Source organism: Paenibacillus sp. FSL H7-0331, assembly GCF_001956045.1.
In genome coordinates, this window is sequence record NZ_MRTH01000029.1 from 47,945 (window position 1) to 70,887 (window position 22,943).

At 48.2% G+C, this 22,943-nt stretch carries 19 protein-coding genes; 3 read left to right on the forward strand and 16 right to left on the reverse strand.

The window, feature by feature from the left end:
• Window positions 1-27 precede the first annotated feature (27 nt).
• Window positions 28-1,776, reverse strand: coding sequence for an ABC transporter ATP-binding protein (locus tag BK127_RS30120; RefSeq protein ID WP_076235858.1), 1,749 nt, complete (start codon window positions 1,774-1,776; stop codon window positions 28-30).
• Window positions 1,777-1,964: 188 nt separating this feature from the next.
• Between BK127_RS30120 and BK127_RS30125 the strand changes: the two genes are divergently transcribed.
• Window positions 1,965-2,180: a CsbD family protein gene (locus BK127_RS30125; RefSeq protein WP_076235815.1), complete on the forward strand. Its 216-nt coding sequence runs from the start codon at window positions 1,965-1,967 to the stop codon at window positions 2,178-2,180.
• A 118-nt stretch (window positions 2,181-2,298) separates the two neighbouring features.
• Here BK127_RS30125 and BK127_RS30130 read toward each other — a convergent pair whose 3' ends face one another.
• From BK127_RS30130 to adhE, 8 genes are all read right to left on the reverse strand, one after another.
• Window positions 2,299-2,529 carry a cold-shock protein gene (locus BK127_RS30130; protein WP_076235816.1) on the reverse strand — a complete coding sequence of 77 codons (231 nt, stop codon included), beginning with the start codon at window positions 2,527-2,529 and terminating at the stop codon, window positions 2,299-2,301.
• Window positions 2,530-2,604: 75 nt separating this feature from the next.
• On the reverse strand, window positions 2,605-2,808 hold the full coding sequence (locus tag BK127_RS30135; RefSeq protein ID WP_076235817.1) for a cold-shock protein: 204 nt from the start codon (window positions 2,806-2,808) through the stop codon (window positions 2,605-2,607).
• Between the two features lie 349 nt (window positions 2,809-3,157).
• Window positions 3,158-5,374 carry an ABC transporter ATP-binding protein gene (locus BK127_RS30140; RefSeq protein WP_256711514.1) on the reverse strand — a complete coding sequence of 739 codons (2,217 nt, stop codon included), beginning with the start codon at window positions 5,372-5,374 and terminating at the stop codon, window positions 3,158-3,160.
• 5 nt (window positions 5,375-5,379) lie between these two features.
• The gene (locus tag BK127_RS30145; protein ID WP_076235818.1) at window positions 5,380-7,134 is read right to left on the reverse strand and encodes an ABC transporter ATP-binding protein; all 1,755 of its coding nucleotides are present in this window, start codon (window positions 7,132-7,134) and stop codon (window positions 5,380-5,382) included.
• A 430-nt stretch (window positions 7,135-7,564) separates the two neighbouring features.
• Complete coding sequence (locus BK127_RS30150) at window positions 7,565-9,805, reverse strand: ATP-dependent DNA helicase (protein WP_256711515.1); 2,241 nt, start codon at window positions 9,803-9,805, stop codon at window positions 7,565-7,567.
• 227 nt (window positions 9,806-10,032) lie between these two features.
• Entirely contained in the window at window positions 10,033-10,785 is a 753-nt protein-coding gene (gene pflA / locus BK127_RS30155) for a pyruvate formate-lyase-activating protein (protein WP_076235819.1), read from the reverse strand.
• A 20-nt stretch (window positions 10,786-10,805) separates the two neighbouring features.
• Entirely contained in the window at window positions 10,806-13,067 is a 2,262-nt protein-coding gene (pflB, locus tag BK127_RS30160) for a formate C-acetyltransferase (RefSeq protein ID WP_076235820.1), read from the reverse strand.
• A 119-nt stretch (window positions 13,068-13,186) separates the two neighbouring features.
• Complete coding sequence (gene adhE, locus BK127_RS30165) at window positions 13,187-15,832, reverse strand: bifunctional acetaldehyde-CoA/alcohol dehydrogenase (protein WP_256711516.1); 2,646 nt, start codon at window positions 15,830-15,832, stop codon at window positions 13,187-13,189.
• Between the two features lie 563 nt (window positions 15,833-16,395).
• Between adhE and secD the strand changes: the two genes are divergently transcribed.
• The gene (gene secD / locus BK127_RS43145) at window positions 16,396-17,814 is read left to right on the forward strand and encodes a protein translocase subunit SecD (RefSeq protein WP_256711509.1); all 1,419 of its coding nucleotides are present in this window, start codon (window positions 16,396-16,398) and stop codon (window positions 17,812-17,814) included.
• Entirely contained in the window at window positions 17,741-18,550 is an 810-nt protein-coding gene (secF, locus tag BK127_RS44550) for a protein translocase subunit SecF (protein ID WP_218639053.1), read from the forward strand. Before secD ends, secF begins: the two co-directional genes overlap by 74 nt.
• A gap of 172 nt (window positions 18,551-18,722) precedes the next feature.
• Here secF and BK127_RS30185 read toward each other — a convergent pair whose 3' ends face one another.
• The 7 genes from BK127_RS30185 to BK127_RS30215 form a co-directional block, all read right to left on the reverse strand.
• Entirely contained in the window at window positions 18,723-19,295 is a 573-nt protein-coding gene (locus BK127_RS30185) for a peroxiredoxin (RefSeq protein WP_076235823.1), read from the reverse strand.
• 66 nt (window positions 19,296-19,361) lie between these two features.
• A complete protein-coding gene (locus tag BK127_RS30190; RefSeq protein ID WP_076235824.1) occupies window positions 19,362-19,607 on the reverse strand; it encodes a glutaredoxin family protein in 246 nt (81 codons plus the stop codon).
• A 145-nt stretch (window positions 19,608-19,752) separates the two neighbouring features.
• Window positions 19,753-20,508, reverse strand: coding sequence for a winged helix-turn-helix domain-containing protein (locus BK127_RS30195; protein WP_076235825.1), 756 nt, complete (start codon window positions 20,506-20,508; stop codon window positions 19,753-19,755).
• Window positions 20,478-20,882 (reverse strand): Fur family transcriptional regulator, encoded by a 405-nt coding sequence (locus BK127_RS30200; protein WP_076235826.1) that lies wholly within the window; start codon window positions 20,880-20,882, stop codon window positions 20,478-20,480. Before BK127_RS30200 ends, BK127_RS30195 begins: the two co-directional genes overlap by 31 nt.
• Window positions 20,883-21,082: 200 nt before the next feature.
• On the reverse strand, window positions 21,083-21,355 hold the full coding sequence (locus BK127_RS30205; protein WP_076235827.1) for a glutaredoxin family protein: 273 nt from the start codon (window positions 21,353-21,355) through the stop codon (window positions 21,083-21,085).
• 15 nt (window positions 21,356-21,370) lie between these two features.
• Complete coding sequence (locus tag BK127_RS30210; RefSeq protein ID WP_144026603.1) at window positions 21,371-21,991, reverse strand: NAD(P)/FAD-dependent oxidoreductase; 621 nt, start codon at window positions 21,989-21,991, stop codon at window positions 21,371-21,373.
• 24 nt (window positions 21,992-22,015) lie between these two features.
• The gene (locus BK127_RS30215) at window positions 22,016-22,939 is read right to left on the reverse strand and encodes a hypothetical protein (protein WP_076235829.1); all 924 of its coding nucleotides are present in this window, start codon (window positions 22,937-22,939) and stop codon (window positions 22,016-22,018) included.
• Window positions 22,940-22,943: the final 4 nt, after the last annotated feature.

Here is a 22,943-nt window from a genome sequence, read left to right on the forward strand (position 1 = left end):
GCTCATCAGACACAGATTCCTCTCGCTTTAAACCAATGGCTGCATACGCAGCTGCTGATCGGCAAAGTCGCGATACAGCGAATGGGACTGATACAGCTCTTCATGTGTGCCACTGCCCGTCACTTTGCCCTTCTCGATAAATACGATCTGATCAGCATCCACCACGGTCGATAACCGGTGGGCAATCACAATGGTTGTACGGCCCTGCATCACATTTTTCAAGGCCTTCTGCACAACAACTTCTGACATGCTGTCCAGACTGGAGGTAGCCTCATCCAGCATCAAAATCTGTGGATCACGCAGCAGTGCCCTTGCAATCGCAATTCGCTGCCGCTGCCCGCCGGAAAGCTTGATCCCCCGCTCCCCAACCTCAGTTTCGTACTGCTTGGGCAGCTCATCTATGAATACATCGGCGTAGGCTAATCGCGCGGCCTGCTGCAATTCCTGCTCGCTGATTTCCCGCTCCGTGCCGTACGTAATATTATCGCGGATCGTGCCGGCAATTAACGGACTTTCCTGCGACACGTAACCGATCTGGCTCCGCCATGACTTCAGGGACATATCATTGACGGATTCCGTGCCCATCCGAATCATCCCGCTCTGCGGCTCATAGAAACGCTCCAGCAGTGAGAATAGCGTTGTTTTACCACCGCCGCTCGGTCCGACAATGGCCGTCACCTTACCCGGCTCGACCGTTAGACTTATATCTTTGAGCACAGGCTCCCCGGACTCGTAGGCATACGATACCTTCTCCAGCCGAATCGCCCGCTGACTGTCCTGCAAGGTAACGCCACTGTCCAGCACTTCTTCATTTACCTTTAAGGTCGCAATAATCCGTTCAGTAGCACCCATCGCTTTCTGAAACTGCGTAAAGAAGTTCGATACCTGCGTAATCGGCATGACGATCTGAAACAAATACAACAGAAAGGCTACCAAATCTCCAGACGTCAGCTCGCCTGAGGATACCCGCAGCCCCCCATAGCCAACGATGGTCACGAACAACAACATCAGCACAAAATACATCAGCGGTGCAATGAACGCTTGAATCCTGCCCTCACGCAAGCCATATCGGAATAAATGATCGATCCCCTGCTTGCCGTTGTCGTATTCAACCCGTTCTGCGTTCGATACCTTCACCAATCGGATCTCGGTCAATACCCGCCCCAGCACGGCATTGAACTTGCCCGTTTCCTCCTGCAAGCCTTTGGATATCTTGTACATACGGCGTCCCAAAGGCATCAGGAACAGCATGGAGAGCGGAATGACCATTATAATTAGCAGCGTCATTTTCCAATCGAGATACAGCAGCACCCCTATTGCGCCAATGATCGAGATCGAGCCTGTTATGAGATTGGTCAAATTCTCTGTGATCAACCCTTTGACGATACCAGTATCATTAATGATCCGGCTGATCATCTCCCCGGTTTGATTCTTATCATAGTAGGCGATCGGCAAATGCAAATGTTTTTTCCACAGCCGATCCCGCAGTGATGCAACCACCGTCTGACCCGCACGGTTCAACAAATAGATCGAGATACCCGCAGCAACCGCCTGCATAATAAAAGCCGCAGCCAAACCAATGATATGAATTCGATCTAGTGAGGCCAGTGAAAAGCTATCGACCAAATTTTTGGTAAATAGCGGAATACTTAATCCAACCAATGTAGAGCCCATGCTCATTGCGAGCGCAATACCCATGAGCAGGAGCGGCGGCTTCGTCTGCCAGATCAGCTGGATGAACTCTCTCCAGCCACTGGTCCCGTTTGCTTGCTTCATCATATATCAACCTTTCCCTATCCATCTGGATTCGTTAAGAAGAACATACCCTATTTATATAAACACAATGTAAACGACAATTCCACATCTGGCCCAGCTACCCCATCATGATTAATAAAAGCTGCTTTCGGGTAATAGTATCTTGAGCAGAACGATGATCCATTCAAACTATAAAAGGAGTGATTACGATGGACAGCAACGTATTTAAAGGCAAATGGAAGCAAATCAAAGGCGAAACCCAGAAGCAATGGGGGAAGCTGACGAATGATGATATGGATGTTATTGACGGTGAGCGCGAAAAGCTGATCGGTAAAATTCAGGAGCGCTATGGCTATGAAAAAGCCCGAGCTGAGAAGGAATACCATGAGTGGTCCTCCAGCTATGATTCCAAAACTACCGTGTAAAACACGATTTTCGATACCTGTTTACTTTTGCTTTTGCAATGCAAAGAAGGATCGCCCTATTGGAGCGATCCTTCTTTATTATGAGCAAGCGTCAAGAATGACACCATCTGATCGAAGACTACGAAATCTGAACACCTTTTTTGAGCGATTTGAAATTACTGTTCGTATTGGACAGCATAGGCAGCATTCTCATACCACTGACCATAGGGGCTTGACACGAGCTGCAGACAGGCGCCGATTCGAACGCAAAATTATCTCGCATCCATCCCATGCAGGATTCATTCTCGCATGACCAAATCGCGATATTTTCCAAAGGGATATCCTCAGTCGATTTTTTTCGAAAATACATGATGAGCCTCCTCGATGATCTCAAAAAAAATCTGCCCCCAACGTAGGTTAAGGGCAGCTTGTAAAGCTTTTTAAATTACAATTTTACAACGTTCTCAGCTTGTGGTCCACGGTTGCCTTGAACAACGTTGAATTCTACTTGTTGACCTTCGTCCAAAGACTTGAAGCCTTCGCCAGTGATTGCGGAGAAATGTACGAATACATCGTTTCCACCTTCAACTTCGATAAAACCAAATCCTTTTTCTGCGTTAAACCATTTAACTGTACCTGTTTGTGCCATGTGTAATGACCTCCAAAATTTTATTAACATGCTGTTTTTATTGTTTACCACAAATAAAAAATTCACACATTGCGAAAGGTTCCATCTTGCATGATAACCCTTTGCAATATGTGAATATTGGTTACGGATTCTTTATTAAGTTCATCTTACCACACATAATTAAGGATAGCAAGTTGTGGTTGGCGATTTAACAAATATAAATTATTTCCATCTCTTCCAGTCGTACTTCAGTTAGCATTTCTGGCGAAGTGTTCTTGTCAAATACGTCCAAATCAATAGGCAAAGGGGCAGCAATCTGCCCCTTGCTCTACTTCGAAATTAACAATTCCCGGATGGATTCATCCTAAAATCAAATTGAGGGCAGCAGCTCGCCCTGCTGAATGCGGTACATTTGATAATATTTGCCGCGCTCACTCATCAGGCTATCATGAGACCCACGCTCGACGATTTGTCCACGGTCCAGCACCAGAATCAAATCGGCGCTTTTGATCGTTGACAATCGATGGGCAATCACGAAGGTCGTGCGCCCTTTTTTCACAACTTCCAATGCTTCTTGAATGACGGTCTCCGTCTCCGTATCAATGTTCGAGGTCGCTTCATCCAGAATCAGAATCGCCGGATTGAAGGCAAGTGCGCGTGCAAACGAGATTAACTGCCGCTGTCCTGAAGAAAGCGTGCTGCCCTTTTCAATAACAGGCTCGTCAATGCCTTGAGGCAAATGCTCAAGCAGACGATTGGCGCCAACAGCTTCCAGGGCTGCTTCCACCTGCTGCCTCGATATGGCAGGATCATCCAAGGACACATTGGAGGCTATCGTACCGGTAAACAAATACGGATCCTGTAGCACAATTCCCATATGCTCACGCAGCGTCTGCTGCGGCAGGCGGTTTACGTCCATCCCATCTATCGTGATGGCGCCCTTCTCCGCGTTATAGAACCTGAACAGCAGGTTCATGATCGAGCTTTTCCCGGAGCCGGTATGCCCGACGAACGCCACCGTCTGCCCCTTCATCGCCTCGAAGGATATGCCCTTCAGTACGTATTCACCCTCCTTGTAGGCGAACCATACATCGTCAAATCGCACATGACCTTGATAGCGGTCCATCTTGCCGTCTGCTACGTCGGTTCCTTCTACATCCAGCAGCTCGAACACCCGCTCAGCGGATACGAGGGCTGTCTCCAGATTAGGAAGCTGATTCACGATATTGACGATCGGGTTGAACAATCGATTCAAATAATCAACGAAGGCATACATCACCCCAAGTGTGATCACATGCTCCGGTCCACTTAAAGACATCCCGCCAAAATACCAAATGAGTGAGAGGAACGCCAAATTACGGAGTACCCCGACCAGATTATGTCCGGTTAATGAGTTTAGGCTCAGCAGCTTGTTTTGATACTTATACAGCTCGGTGTTGAACGCTTCAAACTCATTGCTCATCTTTTTTTCCTTGCGAAAAGCTTTAATAATCGGCATCCCCTGAATCGATTCATTCACGATCCCGTTAATCTCGCTGACCGCCGCACGGATAATCCGGTTGTAGCGCTTGGCAAATTTGCCGTACACGTAAATCCACAGCACGAGCAGTGGAAGGATAAACAGACAAATCGCCGCCAGCCGTACATCCAGCAGGAACAATGCCAGAAAAATTCCAGCCATATAAATCGTTCCTGTAAAAAAGTTCGCCAGCACTGTCACATACAGCTCGCGGATCGCTTCGGTATCATTCGTGACGCGCGATACGACCTTTCCCGCAGGCAGGTTATCGAAATAACGAATCGGCAGCCGATTAATTTGCCCGAACACATCCGTCCGCATGCGGCGAATAATCCGGTTAGCTGAAGCTTGCAGGAAATAACGCTGTCCATAAGAGAACAGGGCCGATACCACAAGCAAACCGAGATAAAACCCGCACAAGCGAATCAATCCGCCGAATTCCGGCTCGAAGAAGCGGAAAAGCTCCCCGGTATTCAGTCTTCTTGCGGGATAGGTGCTGACATTCGTGCCGCTGTCAATGGAAATCCTCCCTTCACTTGTCATGCTTCGCAAACCATCCGCCTTGACCGGCTCTGGGATAAAGTAATAATCCTTGCCTACCTGAAGCACACGCACCTCGCCGCCATAAGCTTCATTCGCTGCAAAATGATCGGCTCTTTTATAGAAGACACCTTCATAAGCAACCGTGTACGGTCCTTCCACTCCTGTTGTATACCAAGGCTTGCTGATCCCGGAAATATGCACATCGATAATCCGTTTCGCTATGAACGGTCCTGCCAGATCCGTGCCTACGGCGACCGAGAGCATAATCAGCGCCACCAGCAGCTGCTTTTTATAGAGAAAGGCATAGGCGAGAAGCCTTCGGATCGTTGCCGTCTTACTGCCCTTAGGCGGTTCCTTATCCAGCTCCAGCAAGAGATCAGTTCCATCTGGCTGCGGTTTGTCCTTGATAGGTGGCTGTGTGCCATATGGCTCGGAGCTGCCAGCCTGCGTTTCTTGGGCTAGCTCTCCCTCTGTATCATTAGTGCTGTTCATTTTCTTCGCATTACGTTCCTTGTCCAAGCTCATTTTGATCACCCGCCTTCGGTTCCTTCGGCTTCGAACTGCTGCCGTTCATACTGCTCCTGATACCAGCCCTGCAGCTGCATCAGTTGTTCATGTGTGCCTTGCTCGATAATTCGTCCTGCATCCAATACGATAATCCATTCGGCATGTCGAATGACCGACAAACGATGGGTCGCAATAATCGTCGTCTGATCAGCTCGCAGTGAACGGACGTTGGAAATAATCTCCGCCTCCGTCCGCGCATCTACGGCAGACAATGCATCATCCAGCATCAGAATAGGCGGATTTTTAATAAGCGCTCGGGCAATGGATACACGCTGCTTTTGTCCACCAGACAAAGCAACACCCTTTTCCCCAACCAACGTCTCCAGTCCATTCGGCAAATAAGCCAAATCCTTACTGAGTGCCGCTGCATGGAGAGCACGATCCAATTCCTCTTCTGCGATATCGTTACCAAAGCAAATATTGTTTCGAATCGTTCTGGAAAATAAAAAGGGCTCCTGCGGCACATACCCGTACCACGATTTCAACTGATCCATATCCAATTGTTCAATGGTTATACCCGAGATGGAGATTAACCCCTGACCGGCTGGATACTCCCGCAGCAGCTGCTTGATGAGCGTGGTTTTGCCGCTGCCCGTGCGACCCGCAATGCCAAGCGTATTGCCCTGCTTCAACTTAAACGAGATATCACTCAGATTGTCCGTTAAGGAAGAGGGATAACGAAAGGTCACATGGTTGAATTCAATTTGCCCAGGCTGCTCAACTCCTGTTGTCTCACTCGCCATAGGCTCCAGAACATCCGGCTTATAACCCAATGTTTCGTGTACACGATCAAGGGAGGCATTGCCCCGCTGCATCACATTAATGAGCTCACCGATGGCAAACATCGGCCAGATCAGCATCCCGAGATAGACATTAAAGGAGACCAGACCACCAATCGTCAGCTCATTATGATAAACCAGATAGGCGCCATAGCCCAGACCAATGAGGTAGCTGGCTCCCACCAATATTTTGATTGTCGGTTCAAATAAAGCATCGATTCGGGCAACTGCCAAATTTTTATCCAGTACATCCTGTGTAATATTAGCAAAATCCCGCTCTGCCTCACGCTCCTGGGTGTAGGCGCGGATTACGCGGATACCGGAGATGGTTTCCAGCACCTCATCGTTCATATGTCCAAAAGCATTTTGCGCGTCCATAAAGCGCTGATGAATCCACTTCCCGTATAGGCTGACCAGAATCGCCATAATCGGCAGCGGTATAATCGAGGCCAGCGTCAGCTTCCATGATACAAACACGGTCATCGTGACAAGCAGGGTAGCCATCCACAAGGTGGAATCAATAAACGTCAATATCCCGAAGCCGGCCGTTTGTGCGACAGCTTTCAAGTCATTGGTCGTGCGTGCCATCAAGTCCCCTGTCCGGTTCCGTTCATAGAACGTTGGTGTCATTTTCAGAAAATGACTCATCAGCCTTGACCTCATCATGCGTTCAACTACAAAGGAACCCCCAAATAATTGATAATGCCAAAAATACGCCAGCACATAGACACCTACCAGAATACTCGCCAGCTGAAGCAGCGTCATCGTAATGCTTTGCCATGTCACTTGTCCGAGCTGAATCAGGTCCACCGTACGCCCGACCAGCATCGGCGGGATAATTTCCAGAATACCTGCCAGGGTGAGCAGGATAATCGCCACGGTATACCGCTTGCGCTCCAGCTTAAAAAACCATCCCAGCTTGTGCAGCACATCAATCATAAGTCACTCTCCTATCTCTAAATACAAAAAAGCACACCGCTCGTATGCGATGCGCCTTATATAATAAAGGCCCATGCCACGAAAAACGTGACATGAGCCTTGGATTCACCAGCAATACCCATGTTGGGTTAACTGCATCTCTTGCGTCCAAAGGTCAGGAAGGCCACGTCATCAACTATGAAATTAAGGGCAAATCTGTGATCGCCAAAATGTAGATGGACTGTGCTTGTATTCATGTTATTCATCGTAGACTCCTCCTTTTCCTGAACGATTAGGGATACTTGGGTTGATTGGTCAATAAGATCGATTGGATATATTGTAAGTTAACATGGCGCGTAAAGTGCTGTCAATCCTTTTATATGGAAATATTAACTATAATTGTTCTTTCTCGTAAGGGTATTTATTACGGACCTGCTGTATCGCCATTTAATCACAGCACCGTATAATGCCTCCACTCCTCGGGCAGCAGGCGTTGATATTGAGGCTGGAGATAGCGGTCATCCACCAGCATAAGTAGTCCGCGGTCCTGCTCCGAGCGAATCAATCTTCCCCCGGCTTGCAGTACCTTGTTCATTCCCGGAAACACATAAGCATAATCATAGCCATGAAGACCCGCTGCATTGAAATAATCCTTGATGATATTACGCTCCAGACCCAGCTGCGGCAATCCTACACCTACGACCACAACACCTGTTAGACGATCTCCGACCAAATCGATCCCTTCCGAGAAAATTCCGCCCAGCACGGCAAATCCAGCAAAGGCTTCCCGATTGTCTGCATCAAATGCCCCCAGAAAGCTATCGCGATCTTCCTCTGTCATGTCCGCCTGCTGCAAAATTGTTTTTCTATGGGGCACTAAGGCTGTAAAAGCCTCGTACACCTCGTTCATATAGGCATAGGAAGGGAAAAAGAACAAATAATTGCCTGGCGTTGTATCCAGCAATTGGCTTAGCAGCTGTGTGAGCGGCGATTTCGTACGTTCACGATCCTGATATCGGGTCGAGAGCGGTTGAATGTATACGTCAAGCTGTTCTTTGGAAAAAGGAGATGGGATCGATACCGTGTAATCATCCTCCCCCGCTCCCAGCATTCTCATAAAATAAGCGAAGGGGGCCAGTGTTGCCGAGAAAAAGATATGAGAACGGTAGCCTTTGCCCATCTGCTGCAGCAGGTAGGAAGGGTCAAGGCAGAACAGCTTGATCTCTACCTCGCTTTTTGTGCATTCGGCGTAGGTTACAAAGCGTTCATCATATAGCTTGGAAATCCTTACAAAGCTCTGAGCGGCAAAATACGTATCCAGCAGCAGCGAATGGTCCGACGTCCCTCCGTGGGAGGCGAGCTCCCTTTCCGCGTGGACAATAAAATGTTCCAACTCATCGAGCAGTGCCTGCGGAGGCTCCTGAGTAATTCGAATGGGTTCCGTGCTTTGTTTTCTGAGTGAAATGAACTGCTCATTAACGGCTTTTGCTGCTTTGCTGACGCTCTGACTAAGTTCCTTGAATTCCCTTTGAACGTTCAAAAAGTCCGATTTATGCAGCGCACCTGAAAACATTTCCCGCGCCCGATCAACCAAATTGTGAGCTTCGTCGACAAGGATTGCCGTCTGCTTCTTCTGCTCGGCGAGCAGCCTTTTTAAGGATACACGTGGATCAAACACATAATTATAATCACAGATGATGACATCTGCGGCATAGGCAGCATCCAGTGACATTTCAAATGGACACACCCGGTGCTTACGGGCATACTGCTCGATGATGGGCCGATTGATCAGTGTTTCGTGGGTTAACATATCGAGCAGCGCGCCATTAATCCGATCATAGTAGCCATCCGCGAACTCGCAATGCTCCTTCGTACACCTGACCTCATCCTTGAAGCATATTTTATCCTTGGCAGTCAGTGTCACCGTATGAATATGCAGCCCTGCTGTCTGCATGAGTGTAAAGGATTCCTCCGCTGCCGTTCTTGTCGTCGTTCTCGCGGTCACATAAAAAACACGCTGCAATAGCCCCATGCCCATCGCCTTGACAGCAGGAAAGATCGTCGAGATCGTCTTCCCTGTACCTGTGGGAGCTTTGGCAAACAGCTTGCTTCCCGTTTCTATCGATTGATACACAGCACCTGCCAGCTTGCGCTGCCCTTCGCGGTAAGCCTTAAAGGGGAATTGCAGCTCATGAATACTGCTATCCCTTTGCCGTACGTGCCGTTGCAGCATTTGCGCATAGGGGGCATACTGCCGGATCATCTCCTGCATATGCTGCTCTAGCTCCTCAAATGCTGCCTCCTTGACGAACCGTTTCTGCTGCTCGGTATCCACCTGTACATAGGTAAGCTGAACGCGCATCCGTTCCAGCCCCTGCGCACGAGCATACATGTAGGCATAACATTTGGCCTGCGCCCAGTGGACCGGGAACATGTCCTCGGTTATGAGTGCGATGGACATCGCAGTCGATTTAATCTCATCAATCGTGTATGCAGCCTCGGACAGCAGCAGCCCGTCGCATCGACCATCAATGACAAACAGGAGATCGCCATAAGGGATCTCCGTTGTCAGGTATACTTCCTTCAAGTCGTGCTCGCCATACTGCTTTTGTATATGCTGATGGGCCTTCGTACCTTCGGTCAGCGAGCTGACCGTCCGAAATCCGGAATCGATGCTTCCGCTGCGGCACACATATTCCACCAAGGCTCGTACCGCTATTTGTATGATCGGTAATGGAGGCTTAGTAGATACGCCCGGTGTAGGTACATCTTCAGAAATTGCTGGGTTCACGGGTGTTGTGGGCTGGGTCGGTTCGTTCCCTTGCATCGTATCACCTGTCCATTAATCAGGAATAGCATTTCGAGGTACATATCTATTCCGACTATACCACACATATGTTCGTATGGATAGTTGAACCTTTAATCGCCTATTCCTTTCATATCTGCTTGACGTGCTCGTATACCAAGATCAATAATGTCTCTGGCTCTGGTTACTTCTTGGTCTGTTGGTGTCGGACAATGCTCAAGCAGATACTCTTTCCCCATTTGCTGCCATTTATAGACACCCATTCTGTGATAAGGAAGCAACTCCAGCTTATTAACGTTATTCAATGATCCGATGAACTGACCGAGCTCGCTTAGATCCTCATACCCGTCTGTAAATCCGGGTACCAGCACGTGACGAATCCAGATGTTTTTTTGGATCTCATTTAAATAATGAGCAAAGCGCTTGATACGATCATTAGGCTGTGCCGTAAGCGCGATATGCTTATCCGAATTGATCATTTTCAGGTCCAGCAGCACCAAATCTGTCACCTTCAACAGCTCCTGTGCATGCTCAGGCTCACAAAAGCCATTCGTATCCAGCACAGTATGCAGCCCCCAGCGAGCTTTACATGCGCTAAACAAACGGGCTACGAAAGCAGCCTGCAGCGTCGGCTCTCCGCCCGTCACTGTAATGCCTCCGCCTGACCGGCGATAGTACTCCAGATAAGGTTCGATCTCACCAAGAATCTCCTCAACTTCCATCTGACTGCCCGCATTCATTTCCCATGAATCCGGATTATGACAATACTTGCACTGCAGTGCACAGCCCTGCATGAAAAGAACAAAGCGGATGCCCGGACCATCAACGGTGCCAAAGGTGTCGAAGGAATGTATGCGTCCTTTCATCGCTCTGTACCCCTCTCTATTTACATCGAGCCATGAAAGGTACGATGTATCACATCAAGCTGCTGTTCTCTCGTCAGCTTGATAAAGTTAACAGCGTAGCCTGAAACACGAATCGTCAGTTGCGGATATTGCTCTGGGTGCTCCATCGCATCCAGGAGCTGTGCACGGTCAAATACATTAATATTCAAATGATGACCTAGATTAGCCATATAGCCATCGAGCAGTGAAACCAGATTCGAAATACGTGTATCTTCCTCACGACCGAGAGCCTTTGGCACGATAGAGAACGTATTGGAAATCCCGTCCTGGCAGTGCTCGTAGGGAATCTTGGCTACAGAAGCCAGGGATGCCAACGCCCCCTTCCGGTCACGTCCGTGCATCGGATTGGCGCCTGGTGCGAAGGGCTCTCCAGCCTTGCGGCCATCCGGGGTACATCCTGTTTTTTTCCCGTACACGACATTGGAGGTAATGGTCAGCACAGACATCGTGGGCACTGCGCCGCGGTACGTCTTATGCTTCCTGATCTTGTTCATGAACGTTTCCGTCAATTGAACAGCAATCGCATCCACACGGTCATCATTATTGCCATACTGCGGGTATTCGCCTTCAATTTCAAAATCGACGGCAATCCCGCTTTCATTGCGAATCGGGCGGACCTTTGCATACTTGATCGCGCTAAGCGAGTCAGCAACTACGGAGAGTCCCGCAATACCCGTAGCCATCGTGCGTACAATTTCACGATCGTGCAGCGCCATCTCCAGCCGCTCATAGCAGTACTTATCATGCATAAAATGAATGACGTTAAGTGTGTTCACATACAGCTTTGCCAGCCATTCCATCATGGTATCGAATTTCTCCATCACTTCTTCAAAGTTTAGAGCCTCGTCAGAAGTCATGGGTTCTAAACGAGGGCCTACCTGTATGCCCAGCTTCTCATCCACACCACCGTTAATCGCATAGAGCAAAGCTTTAGCCAGATTGGCCCGGGCGCCGAAGAACTGCATTTGCTTGCCTATGCGCATCGCAGATACACAGCAAGCAATACCGTAATCATCGCCAAAATAAGGCCTCATCAGATCATCATTTTCGTACTGGATCGAGCTGGTTTCGACGGATACCTTGGCACAGTAAGCTTTGAAGCCATCAGGCAGCTGAGTCGACCACAGCACAGTCAGGTTCGGCTCAGGGGCAGGACCCAGATTGTACAAGGTATGCAGGAAACGGAAGGAATTTTTCGTCACACGCGCTCTGCCGTCCAGTCCCATGCCGCCAATTGATTCAGTGACCCAGGTCGGATCTCCACTGAAAAGCTCATTATAGTCGGGTGTACGTAAAAATTTGACGATACGAAGCTTCATGACAAAATGATCAACAAGCTCCTGCGCCTCCATTTCAGTTAACGTCCCATCGTGTAAATCCCGTTCGATATAAATGTCCAGAAAGCTGGATACGCGTCCAAGACTCATCGCCGCGCCATTCTGCTCCTTGATCGCAGCCAAGTAAGCGAAGTACAACCATTGCACAGCCTCACTGGCATTCATAGCCGGCTTAGACACATCATAGCCGTAGGTTGTGGCCATCTGATTCAATTCGCCCAAACTGCGAATTTGCTCGGAGAGCTCTTCACGCAGCTGAATGACCTCTTCAGTGATCGAATCCACTTCCAATTGCAGCAGATCCTTTTTCTTTTCCTTGATCAATCGGTCTACACCATACAGAGCAACACGCCGGTAATCGCCAATAATGCGACCACGTCCGTAAGCATCTGGCAAACCTGTAATGATTGCAGCCTTACGTGCTGTTTTCATCTCCGTGGTGTAGGCGTCGAACACACCTTGGTTATGCGTTTTGCGAATATCTGTAAACAACCGTACGATTTCGTCCGGCAGCTTGAAGCCATAAGCTTCACAAGCATCGATAACCATGCGAATACCGCCGAAGGGTTGTACGGATCGCTTAAGCGGAGCGTCGGTTTGCAAGCCGACAATTTTCTCTATGCTCTGTGCAATATACCCTGGCGCATGCGATGTAATCGTGGACACCGTCTGGACATCGATATCCAAAACGCCTCCATTGTCTCTCTCCTGGCGGGTTAGCTCGCTAACCATACGCCACAGCTCCTCCGTCGCTGCCGTTGGACCCTTTAAAAAGGCCGAATCCCCTGTATACACCGTGACATTGGTATCGATAAAATCTTTAACATCGATTGCTGTTTCCCATTTCCCCTTGGCAAACCCTCGCCAATAACTGTCTGTCTGTATATCGCCCTCTCGTATCGCCATCATGGCACCTCCTGAAGTATTGTTCATACATGACCTGCACGCCGCTATTTACAGACACTGCATTCATCTCAAACAGCGTGAGGCTGTTCATTCTACTCCAATGTGTACTTATTGCACGATTAAAACCTGCCGTAAAACGCATTCCGATAAATATCAGCCAACTCTGTCACTAAAGGCATCCTTGGATTGGCTGTTGTGCACTGATCTTCAAACGCCCGATCCGCCAAGTAATCGACTCGCGTCTCGAATTGCTCGCCATCGAATCCAAGATCCTGAAATTTCTCAGGAATACCGAGAACGGTGTTCAATCTGCGTACTGCCTGGATGAGACTGTTCACTCCTTCTTCCGTTGTCTTCGCAGGAAGCCCGAGCATACGCGCAATTTCGGCATAACGTTGATCCGCTATGAAATGATCGTATTTCGGGAACGAAGTGAGCTTCGTTGGTTGACTTGCATTATAGCGAATGACATGTGGCATCAAGATTGCATTGGTACGTCCATGAGCTGTGTGGTATTCTCCGCCCCATTTATGCGCCAGGCTGTGATTAATACCAAGGAACGCGTTCGCAAAGGCCATACCGGCAATTGTTGAGGCATTATGCATCTTCTCGCGCGCTGCAGGATCACCGGTAGCAAATGACTTTTCAAGATTCTGAAATACCAATTGGATTGCCTTCATCGCTAAGCCATCGGAGTAATCATTAGCCATCACAGACACATAGGCTTCAATCGCGTGGGTTAAAACGTCCATACCCGTGTCGGCCACCGCTGTCTTAGGCAAGCTGTACACATAATCAGGATCAATAATGGCAACGTCAGGTGTAAGCTCATAATCGGCAAGCGGGTATTTGGTATTTCCTTTGTCCTTATCTGTAATCACGGCGAAGGATGTCACTTCCGAACCTGTGCCTGAAGTTGTGGGAATCGCAACAAATTTGGCTTTGCGCCCCAGACGCGGATACTTGTACACCCGTTTACGGATATCCATAAATTTTTGCTTTAACGCATCAAAGCTGGTATCCGGGTATTCGTAGAACAGCCACATCGCTTTCGCCGCATCCATAGGTGATCCGCCACCCAGAGCAATAATGCAGTCCGGCTGGAAGCTGGCCATCTGTGCCCGACCACGCTCCACCGTGTCAACCGACGGGTCCGGCTCCACATCCGAGAACACCTCGATATACACGGGCAGCTGACGCTTGCGCAAATAATATTCTACGCGCTCTACATAACCCAGCTTCACCATCATCGGATCCGTAACAATCATCACTCTTGTAATATCAGGCATTTTCTCTAAATATTGCGTAGCCCCTTTTTCAAAATAAATCTTCGGGGGTATTTTGAACCACTGCATGTTGACGGTACGGTAAGCAATCCGTTTCACATTGATCAGATTCACGGCGCTCACGTTGGAGGTTGTCGAGTTATGACCATAAGAGCCGCAGCCAAGTGTCAAGGAAGGCAGATTTGTATTATAAATATCGCCGATTGCACCGTGAGTGGAAGGCGAATTAACAATAACACGTCCTGTTTGAAGCTTATTGGAGAACGCCTGGATGACCTCCTCATTCTGAGAATGAATAACGGACGAATGTCCCATACCGCCAAATTTGACAACTTCCACAGCCCGGTCAATTCCTTGCTCAGCATTCTTCACTTTGTAGCATGCGAGCACGGGGCTTAGCTTTTCAGCCGATAACGGAAATTTCTCACCGACTCCAGCTAACTCCGCAACCAGCATTTTTGTTGCCACAGGCACCTGAATGCCAGCCATCTCGGCGATTGCGGCAGCAGATTGACCTACAATCACAGCGTTAACCGCACATTTCTCGGGGTTAATCACCAATTTGGAAACCGCTTCGATTTCTTCCGGATTCAAAAAGTAACAGCCCGAATCAGCCATCAATTTTCTGGTTTCTACATATACCGTGTCCTCAATAATGACGGCTTGCTCAGAAGCGCAAATCATACCGTTGTCAAACGTCTTCGATAGGATCAAATCATGAACAGCCTGCTGCAAGTTCGCTGTTTTCTCAATGAAGCAGGGAACATTACCGGGTCCAACACCCAAAGCCGGCTTACCGGTGCTGTAGGCGGCTTTTACCATCGAAGATCCTCCCGTAGCAAGAACCAGTGCTACATCAGGATGATTCATCAACAGCTGGGTAGCTTCAACAGATGGATGCTTTACCCATTGAATACAATGCTCTGGCGCACCCGCCTGAACAGCCGCCGAAAGTAACGTCGCTGCAGCCGCTGCACTCGATTGCTGCGCGGATGGATGGAAGGCAAAGATAATCGGGTTCCGGGTTTTGGTCGCAATTAATGACTTGAACATGGTCGTTGACGTCGGATTGGTAACTGGCGTAACTCCCGCAATAATGCCAACGGGCTCGGCTACCAGCTGGTAGTGCTCATAAGCATTTTCCTCAATCACGCCAACTGTCTTGATATTTTTAATGCTGTGGTAAATATACTCCGTAGCAAATAAATTCTTAGTGATTTTATCTTCATAGACACCGCGGCCTGTTTCCTCGACAGCAAGCTTGGCGAGCTGCATGTGCCCTTCGATACCAGCTAATGCCATTTGCTGTACAACTTGATCTACCTGGTTTTGATCGAGCTTAAGAAATTGCTGCTGTGCTTGCCTGGCTCTGGCCACCAGCTGGTTGACTTCGTCTTGAGCAGAAAGCTGTTCAATCTTTTTCGCTTCTTTTGCTGTCATGTTATCATCCACTCCTATACTCTTCTCATCATGCTGCAGCCACCATCTTGTTGTTCTACCTTTAGATTAAACATGATTTGGAAACCAAACTATGACAAAGATCACAGAGCCGTGAATAATTTCACATTTCACTTTGCTATTTCCAGTGATTGACTTGTCCGTATAATTCGACTACCATAACTATAATCTTGGTAAGTATCGATAGTTAAAGGAGGTGAGCCCATGGGAAGATTCACTAAATTGTTGCTGACTGCCATTATGCTTTGTCTGTGCTGCGTCGTGCCTTTTGGCATTTCATTGGATCAAAACGTTCAGTCCGAACAAGCACTGCTTGCAAGTATCGATCACACTCTACATTACGATGCTGTACTCAAAGAAAGTTCAAACCTCGTTTCTTCCCCTATGTCGATTTTTATATTCTTTTGCCTGTTGTTTATGATGATATATCCCTTGTTTCCCTCCCAATTGTTGATGCCTCATTTATATGCATTCGCTGCTATGCTCAAGCGACTTCTACTTCTATTCCCCATTAAATATAAATCCCGTTATTTAGGTGTGCTCCTTTTCTTCTAAATTAAACTTAGAAAAAAGGAGAATTAAATATGAAAAAATGGGCCCGATTGTGTGGGTTATTTCTGTTTCTGGTTTGCATAGGTTCCCTCGTTGCTTCGACTACCTCTACGGTTGTCAACAATATCAAGCTCGGATCGGATTTAAAAGGCGGCTTTGAAATCTTGTATCAGGTGGAACCGTTGGATTCGCAGCAAACCTTGAATGCAGATCTATTAATCGCAATGGAGCAAATGATAGATAAGCGCGTCAATATCAGCAAGGTAGCCGAGCCGGAGATTACGATTGAAGGTACAGATCGAATCAGAGTGAAAATTGCCGGAGCCGCCAATGAAGAGCAGCTTCGACAATTAATAGGAAAACCCGCTAATCTTACCTTTAAAAATTCGTCGGGCGAATTACTTTTGGATGGACGCGATTTGGCGCCCGTTGGTGCTAAGCTGAACTATGATAATCTCAACAGGCCGGTTATTACCGTGACTTTTTTGGATCCTGACAAGCTGGTACGAGCTACGCAGGCCCATGTGGGGCAACTATTGCTTATCGCCCTGGATGATGAGGTTATCTCTTTTCCCCGAATTCTGCAGCCCATTTCTGGCGGAACTGCGACCATCGAAGGTAACTTTACGACAGAATCTGCCAATGAGCTGAAGGAGCTGATCAACGCGGGCTCACTGCCTGCCAAATTGATCGAAAAACAAGTTGTATCCGTTAACGCTTCTCTCGGTGAAATGGCCTTACAGCAAACGTTGTTTGCCGGTTTTCTCGCTTTTTTATTCATATGCGTCTTTATGCTGGTCGTTTATCGGCTGCCGGGTTTTGTCGCCATCCTATCATTAGTCGGATTTATTTATCTATGTTTGGTTATACTTGATTTCATGAATGCAGCATTGACGCTGCCTGGTATCGCGGGCTTTATTCTAGCTGTCGGCATGGCTGTTGATGCCAATATTATTACTTCCGAACGGATACAAGAAGAATTGCATGACGGAAAAAGTGTATTGTCGGCATTTCGCAAGGGACAGAAGGATTCGTTTGTAACGATTCTGGATGCTCATATGACTACGCTGATTGCCGCTGTTGTTTTACTGAACGCAGGAAGCAGCTCGGTGCAAGGTTTTTCCCTGATTTTGATCATGACCCTTATTGCAAGCATGATTACGAACGTATTCGGCACGCGTTTTATCCTCTGGATCGTGCTGAGCACTGGATGGTTCAATCACTTAACATGGTATGGAATCCGCAGCAACAATACCGGAAAAGCTGCAGCTAAAATCTCTTGGGATATTGTGAAGGTGAAGAAATGGTTTTTATACGTGTCCTTGTTTATACTGCTCTGCGGCACAGGGACCACTCTGGTTAAAGGGCTCACGCTTGGTGTGGATTTCACAATCGGGGACGCGGCTGGATGTCTATGTTGGTACGCCTTTCGAGGTGCAGGCAGTAGCTGATATTATTCATACAAATGCTCCTGAATCGGAAATGAAACCCGTGACGAAATACGGCGACAGCAATCTGTACGCTACAACTACGTTTGATCGGCCGGTCGCAGCAGACCGCTTAAAGGCGATGGAAACCGATCTTAAAGCCAAATACGGGGACCAGGTTAGTAAACAGGATGTTACGGTGGACCCGGTGATTGCACAAGAAATGGTGAAAAAAGCAGGCTTGGCTTTACTCATAGCTTCGGGTGGGGTTGTTATCTACATGGCGATTCGCTTTCAATTGTCATTTGGTATTGCTTGTGTGGTCGCTCTGCTTCATGACGTACTCATTCCGGTCAGTCTATTCGCCTTCTTCCGGATTGAAATCGATCCTACCTTCGTTGCGGCCATCCTGACGATCGTCGGTTATTCGATTAACGATACCATCGTTATTTTCGACCGGATTCGAACGAATTTAAAAAGAACTCCGTCGTGGACCGTTACAGATTTGGACGAGCTCGTCAATCGAAGCCTGTGGCAGACTATGCGTCGTTCGATCTATACGGTTTTGACTGTCTTTATTTGCGCGATGTCGCTCCAATGGTTCGCGGGAGAGGGGCTGCATGCTTTTTCCCTCGCTCTGATTCTTGGTTTAATAAGTGGAACTTATTCTTCGATTTTCATTGCTGCACAGCTGTGGCTTGTCATCGTAAAACGGTACCCACGTTTATTAGATCCATTACGGCGTTCGAGTGTGAGTTAATAGGCGTCTAATTGTTAGGATTATGAATATGGACATGCTCGGGTATGTGTATATTCAGAGCGAATAGAATCATTGTGTACGAGCAAAAGGAGCTGCCGCGGCAGCTCCTTTTCGTGTATATGTGCATTGTTGCTCATAGCTATTTGCTTCATCCTCGGAGCACAGCTGTCATTTACCCGAGCAGCTTTTGTCCTGGCTTCCAGTTGGCAGGGCATAAGCCACCAGCTTGCAGTGCTTGCAGGATACGAAGCGTTTCCTCGACACTGCGGCCCACATTCATATCGGTGACGACTTGATAACGCAGCACACCTTCGGGATCAATGATGAACAATCCACGGTGCGCAGAGCCTGTAGCTTCGTCCAGAATACCATAAGCACGTGCGGTTTCCTTCGTAAAGTCGGAGGCGATTGGATATTGAATGCTGCCAATACCGCTTTGATCACGCGGCGTTTGAATCCAGGCACGGTGCGTATACACGCTGTCTACAGATGCACCTACGATCTCACAATCCAGCTCGCGGAATGCCGCGGCATGATCACTAAAGGCGATAATTTCAGTCGGACATACGTAAGTGAAATCATAAGGCCAGAAAAAGAACAGCAGCCATTTGCCTGCATAATCCTCTAAAGCGACATTTTCCTCTAGCGTCGTTAAATTTTTGGTGGAGGGTAAATTAAAGCTTGGAGCTTTTTCCCCTATTTTGGCTTGCGATACGGCTGGAAATGGTTGTGTCAGTAATGTCATTTGATGTTCCTCCTGATCGTTAATTTGGGTTATATATTGGGGTTAAATAGATGGTCGTGCAACAGCTTATTCTCCGGCTAATGCTTTTTTGATTCGTGTCGTGTTCATGCCGAGAATGGTGTGCTCACCGATGACGGTTACCGGTATGGAGCTCATCCCCATATTTTGCAACTCGTCAGCATATTGGTCATTGGTTTCGACATTGCGTTCTTCGAACTCGATATTTTGCTCGTTTAAATATTTTTTGAGCTGATTGCAATAGGGACAATGGTTACCGGTGTAGACGATGACGTTCGCTGCAGCTGTGGACATATCATTTCACTCCTTGTATGGGGTCTCGTTTGACCCTTTATTAAATTTAGACTAAGTTTAAAAACTTGCTAAAAAAAGAATACCATTCAAGCAAGTTAGCTGCATGAAGGTATAATGAAGGTATCGTGAAGGTTTCATGAAGAGCTTAATCGGTCAATCTGTAACCCACACCACGAACGGTAACAATGTATTGCGGCTGCTTCGGATCGTCGCCCAGCTTGTGCCTCAAGCTTTTGATATGCGCATCTACAGTATTGCTGCCTCCGAAATATTGATCTCCCCACACCAGATCCATCATCGTCTGACGTGAGAGCACACTGCCGTCAGCACTGAGCAGCACCTTCAGCAAATCAAACTCGGTTTTGGTCAAATCAATTCGCACCTCTCCACGGGATACAACCATCCGTTTCAAGTCCATCCTGATATCTTTGTGCTGTAATTGATCATTGCCACCGAATACAGGACGGCTGCTTGGAGCATCGAACGATTGGATACGTTCCACGAGAGCTTCCATTGATGAAGGCCACACAATGAAATCACTCCCAACCTGATTCGGTGGCGTTCCTTCACTGACCAGGGACAACATCGGAATGCCGCGCGCACGCAAATGCTGAATCTCTTCACCCGACATACTGCCCCGTGTCTGATCAATCAGCAGCAGATCACCCTGCAGCAAATTGAGTGCCGAATCATCGGCATGGTGAAATAAGAGAACATCATAGCATTTGACTGTCAATTCCCCAACCAAGCTGTGCAGCGAGGCTGGCCATGGACTGATGATCATAATTCTTCGTGTGGTGACGCAAAAGTCGCCATCCATCGGGTAGTCTGCTGCTACCGATTGCTGTGGAATCGACTGCGAACTCGGACTCAATGGATCGGTTTGGTTGATATTTTGCATGCCGCACACACTCCTTTAAACAAATATTGCTGCTCCTGTATATCATAGCCGGTCTCTTCCGCTACACGGTGCAGCCACTCCTGCGGTGCATCGGTGAATACCTCGTCGACCCGGCCACAGGAAACACAGACGATATGCTGGTGATCTTCCGTTCGCGCGTCGTAGCGGCTGGAGTCTCCATCGAGTTTCAGCTCGCGAATCATCCCTTCGTCTGTCAAATAGCGAAGTGAGTTGTACACTGTCGCATAGGCGAACTGACAGCCGCGTTCCTTTAGCCTCTCCATCACATCGGCAGCAGTCGGATGATCTGTTGCCATCGTTACGATATCCAAAATCGTCTTGCGCTGTATGGTTAGTGTTCCTTTTCGTGTCATCGCAAGCTCACCCTTTATTATTTATATTTAGATTAAGTTTAAATATAAATGGGAGAGAAGTCAATACGGGGTAGTTTTCAACACGCGTTCTTCAAAGTCGGCAGATAGGTCTTCATCTGGATTACGGTACCGGTTCGCGCCAACCACCCTTATTTCTTTGCATCGCAACTTATCATGGAGGGGCTTGAAGGGTGCTAATCTCATAGTTCATCCGATTGACGCTGCAGGAGCTTGCTTATCTCGTTGAAGCTTTCAGCGAAACCAACGAACACCTTGTCTTGAATGACAATGGTCGGTACGATCTGCTTTCCGGTCAGCTCCAGCACTTCTTTCGCATATTTCATATCTTCTTCGCAGTTGTATTCGATAAAAGGTATCTGTTGCTCATTGAAGTAGCGCTTGGCAAAATGGCAGTCACTGCAGGTCGGAATCGTGTAAATCTGGAGCGGTTCTGTCTGATTGATTTCTGACATGGATGTTCTCCTCCTTTAAGCGACGATTTGTTTCAACTGCTCCATCGAGATTCGATCCACGAATTTGCTGAATTTTTCTTTCCCTTTTGACTGTTCCTTGTAGAAATCGATTAGCGTGGATACGACAGGTACAAGCCGTTCTTCTGTTATGCCGGAGATCAGCAGCCGGCCCATCGCGGCCTTGATTCCTTTGGGCTCTCCTCCAACGTAAATATCGAACGTGTCTCGCATTTTAACGACGCCTATATCTTTCAGCAATGGTTCACTCGTGCCCAGCGCGCAGCCTGCGTAACCAATCTTCAATGGCGTGGGTGTCTTGATGCCGGCAATCGCTCGATTCAAGATACGCGCCGTCTCCAGACCGGCTTCTTCCGCGCCTTTGCAGAAGTTGCAGGCAATCAGACTTTTGGTCACAAACCCAGTCGGATACACTTCCAGACCGGCTCGATCCAGCTCTTCCTGGATGGATGCTCTCTCATCAAGAGACACTTCCATGTAGAGCTGCTTGAAGGAGGTCATTTCAATTTTGGCGTCTGAACCTGTAACCGTACCAATTTTGGCAAGCTGCTCCGGCGTGAACAGGCTTCCACCGACTTGAATGGCAGGCGATACCGCCAGTTTTGTCTTTTCTCCCATGATCATTCTTCCTTTGCGCTTTCGTTATTTTACATTGACGACGAACGGTACAGTGAACACTTCGCCGCCCTGCTGAAATTGTCCCCAGATTCTGTAAGTCCCGCTTTGCGGAAAAGAAGTCGCGAATTTCGCATCCGGTCCGGTCGCCTTTTCATCGATAGGATGGACATGAAGATACTGATTCGCATCTTCCGAGAGAATCACGACATGACCGACCGCGCCCAAATAAGGCTGTAGGCTATCGATCCCCTTCTTTGTCTTCGCATCGCGAATGTTGAAGGTCAAGGTCACGTCTTCTTTCGGTTTAGCGGCGCTCATGATCAGCTCGATTTCCTTGCCATCAACTTCTTTCACTAACTTCGCGTCTACTGCAATCGCAGCATGCTTGCCTTCCTTACCTTCTACCTTTACCCACTCGCTGAGCGTTGTATTGGCGCCGCCAGTCGGGATAAAGTCTGCAAATACCTTGTACTCACCGCCAGCCGGGAACGAAGTGTTCACCGTAAATGTGCCGTCTCCCTTAAACTCGGGATGAATGTGGTTAAAGAACGACAAATCGTGATTGACGATGATGAGATGAAGTAATTTCTCATGATTGACCTCATACTTATCGACCGGTTTCCCGTTCTTGTCCGTAACTCGGATGGTAAATTCCGTATCTTCGTTTGCCTTTGCAGCGCCTGCGGGGAAGGCATACAATACGTTAAGCTCCTTCGTGGCAGGTGCGGCATCCGCGCCATGACCGCCGTGGCCGTCTCCGTGCTCCATGTTTTTCGCCTCCGTTTTCTCATTTCCTCCAGGCTTCACGGCGTTCTCTTGCCCGCTGCTGGCTGCATGACCGGCATGGTTGTTTCCGCCTGCGGACTTCTTGTCCTCCGCTTTGCCGCATGCGGCCAATACGCTAAAAGCAAGCACCGCTGCAGCGACGAGGATGATTTTCTTCTTCATGTTT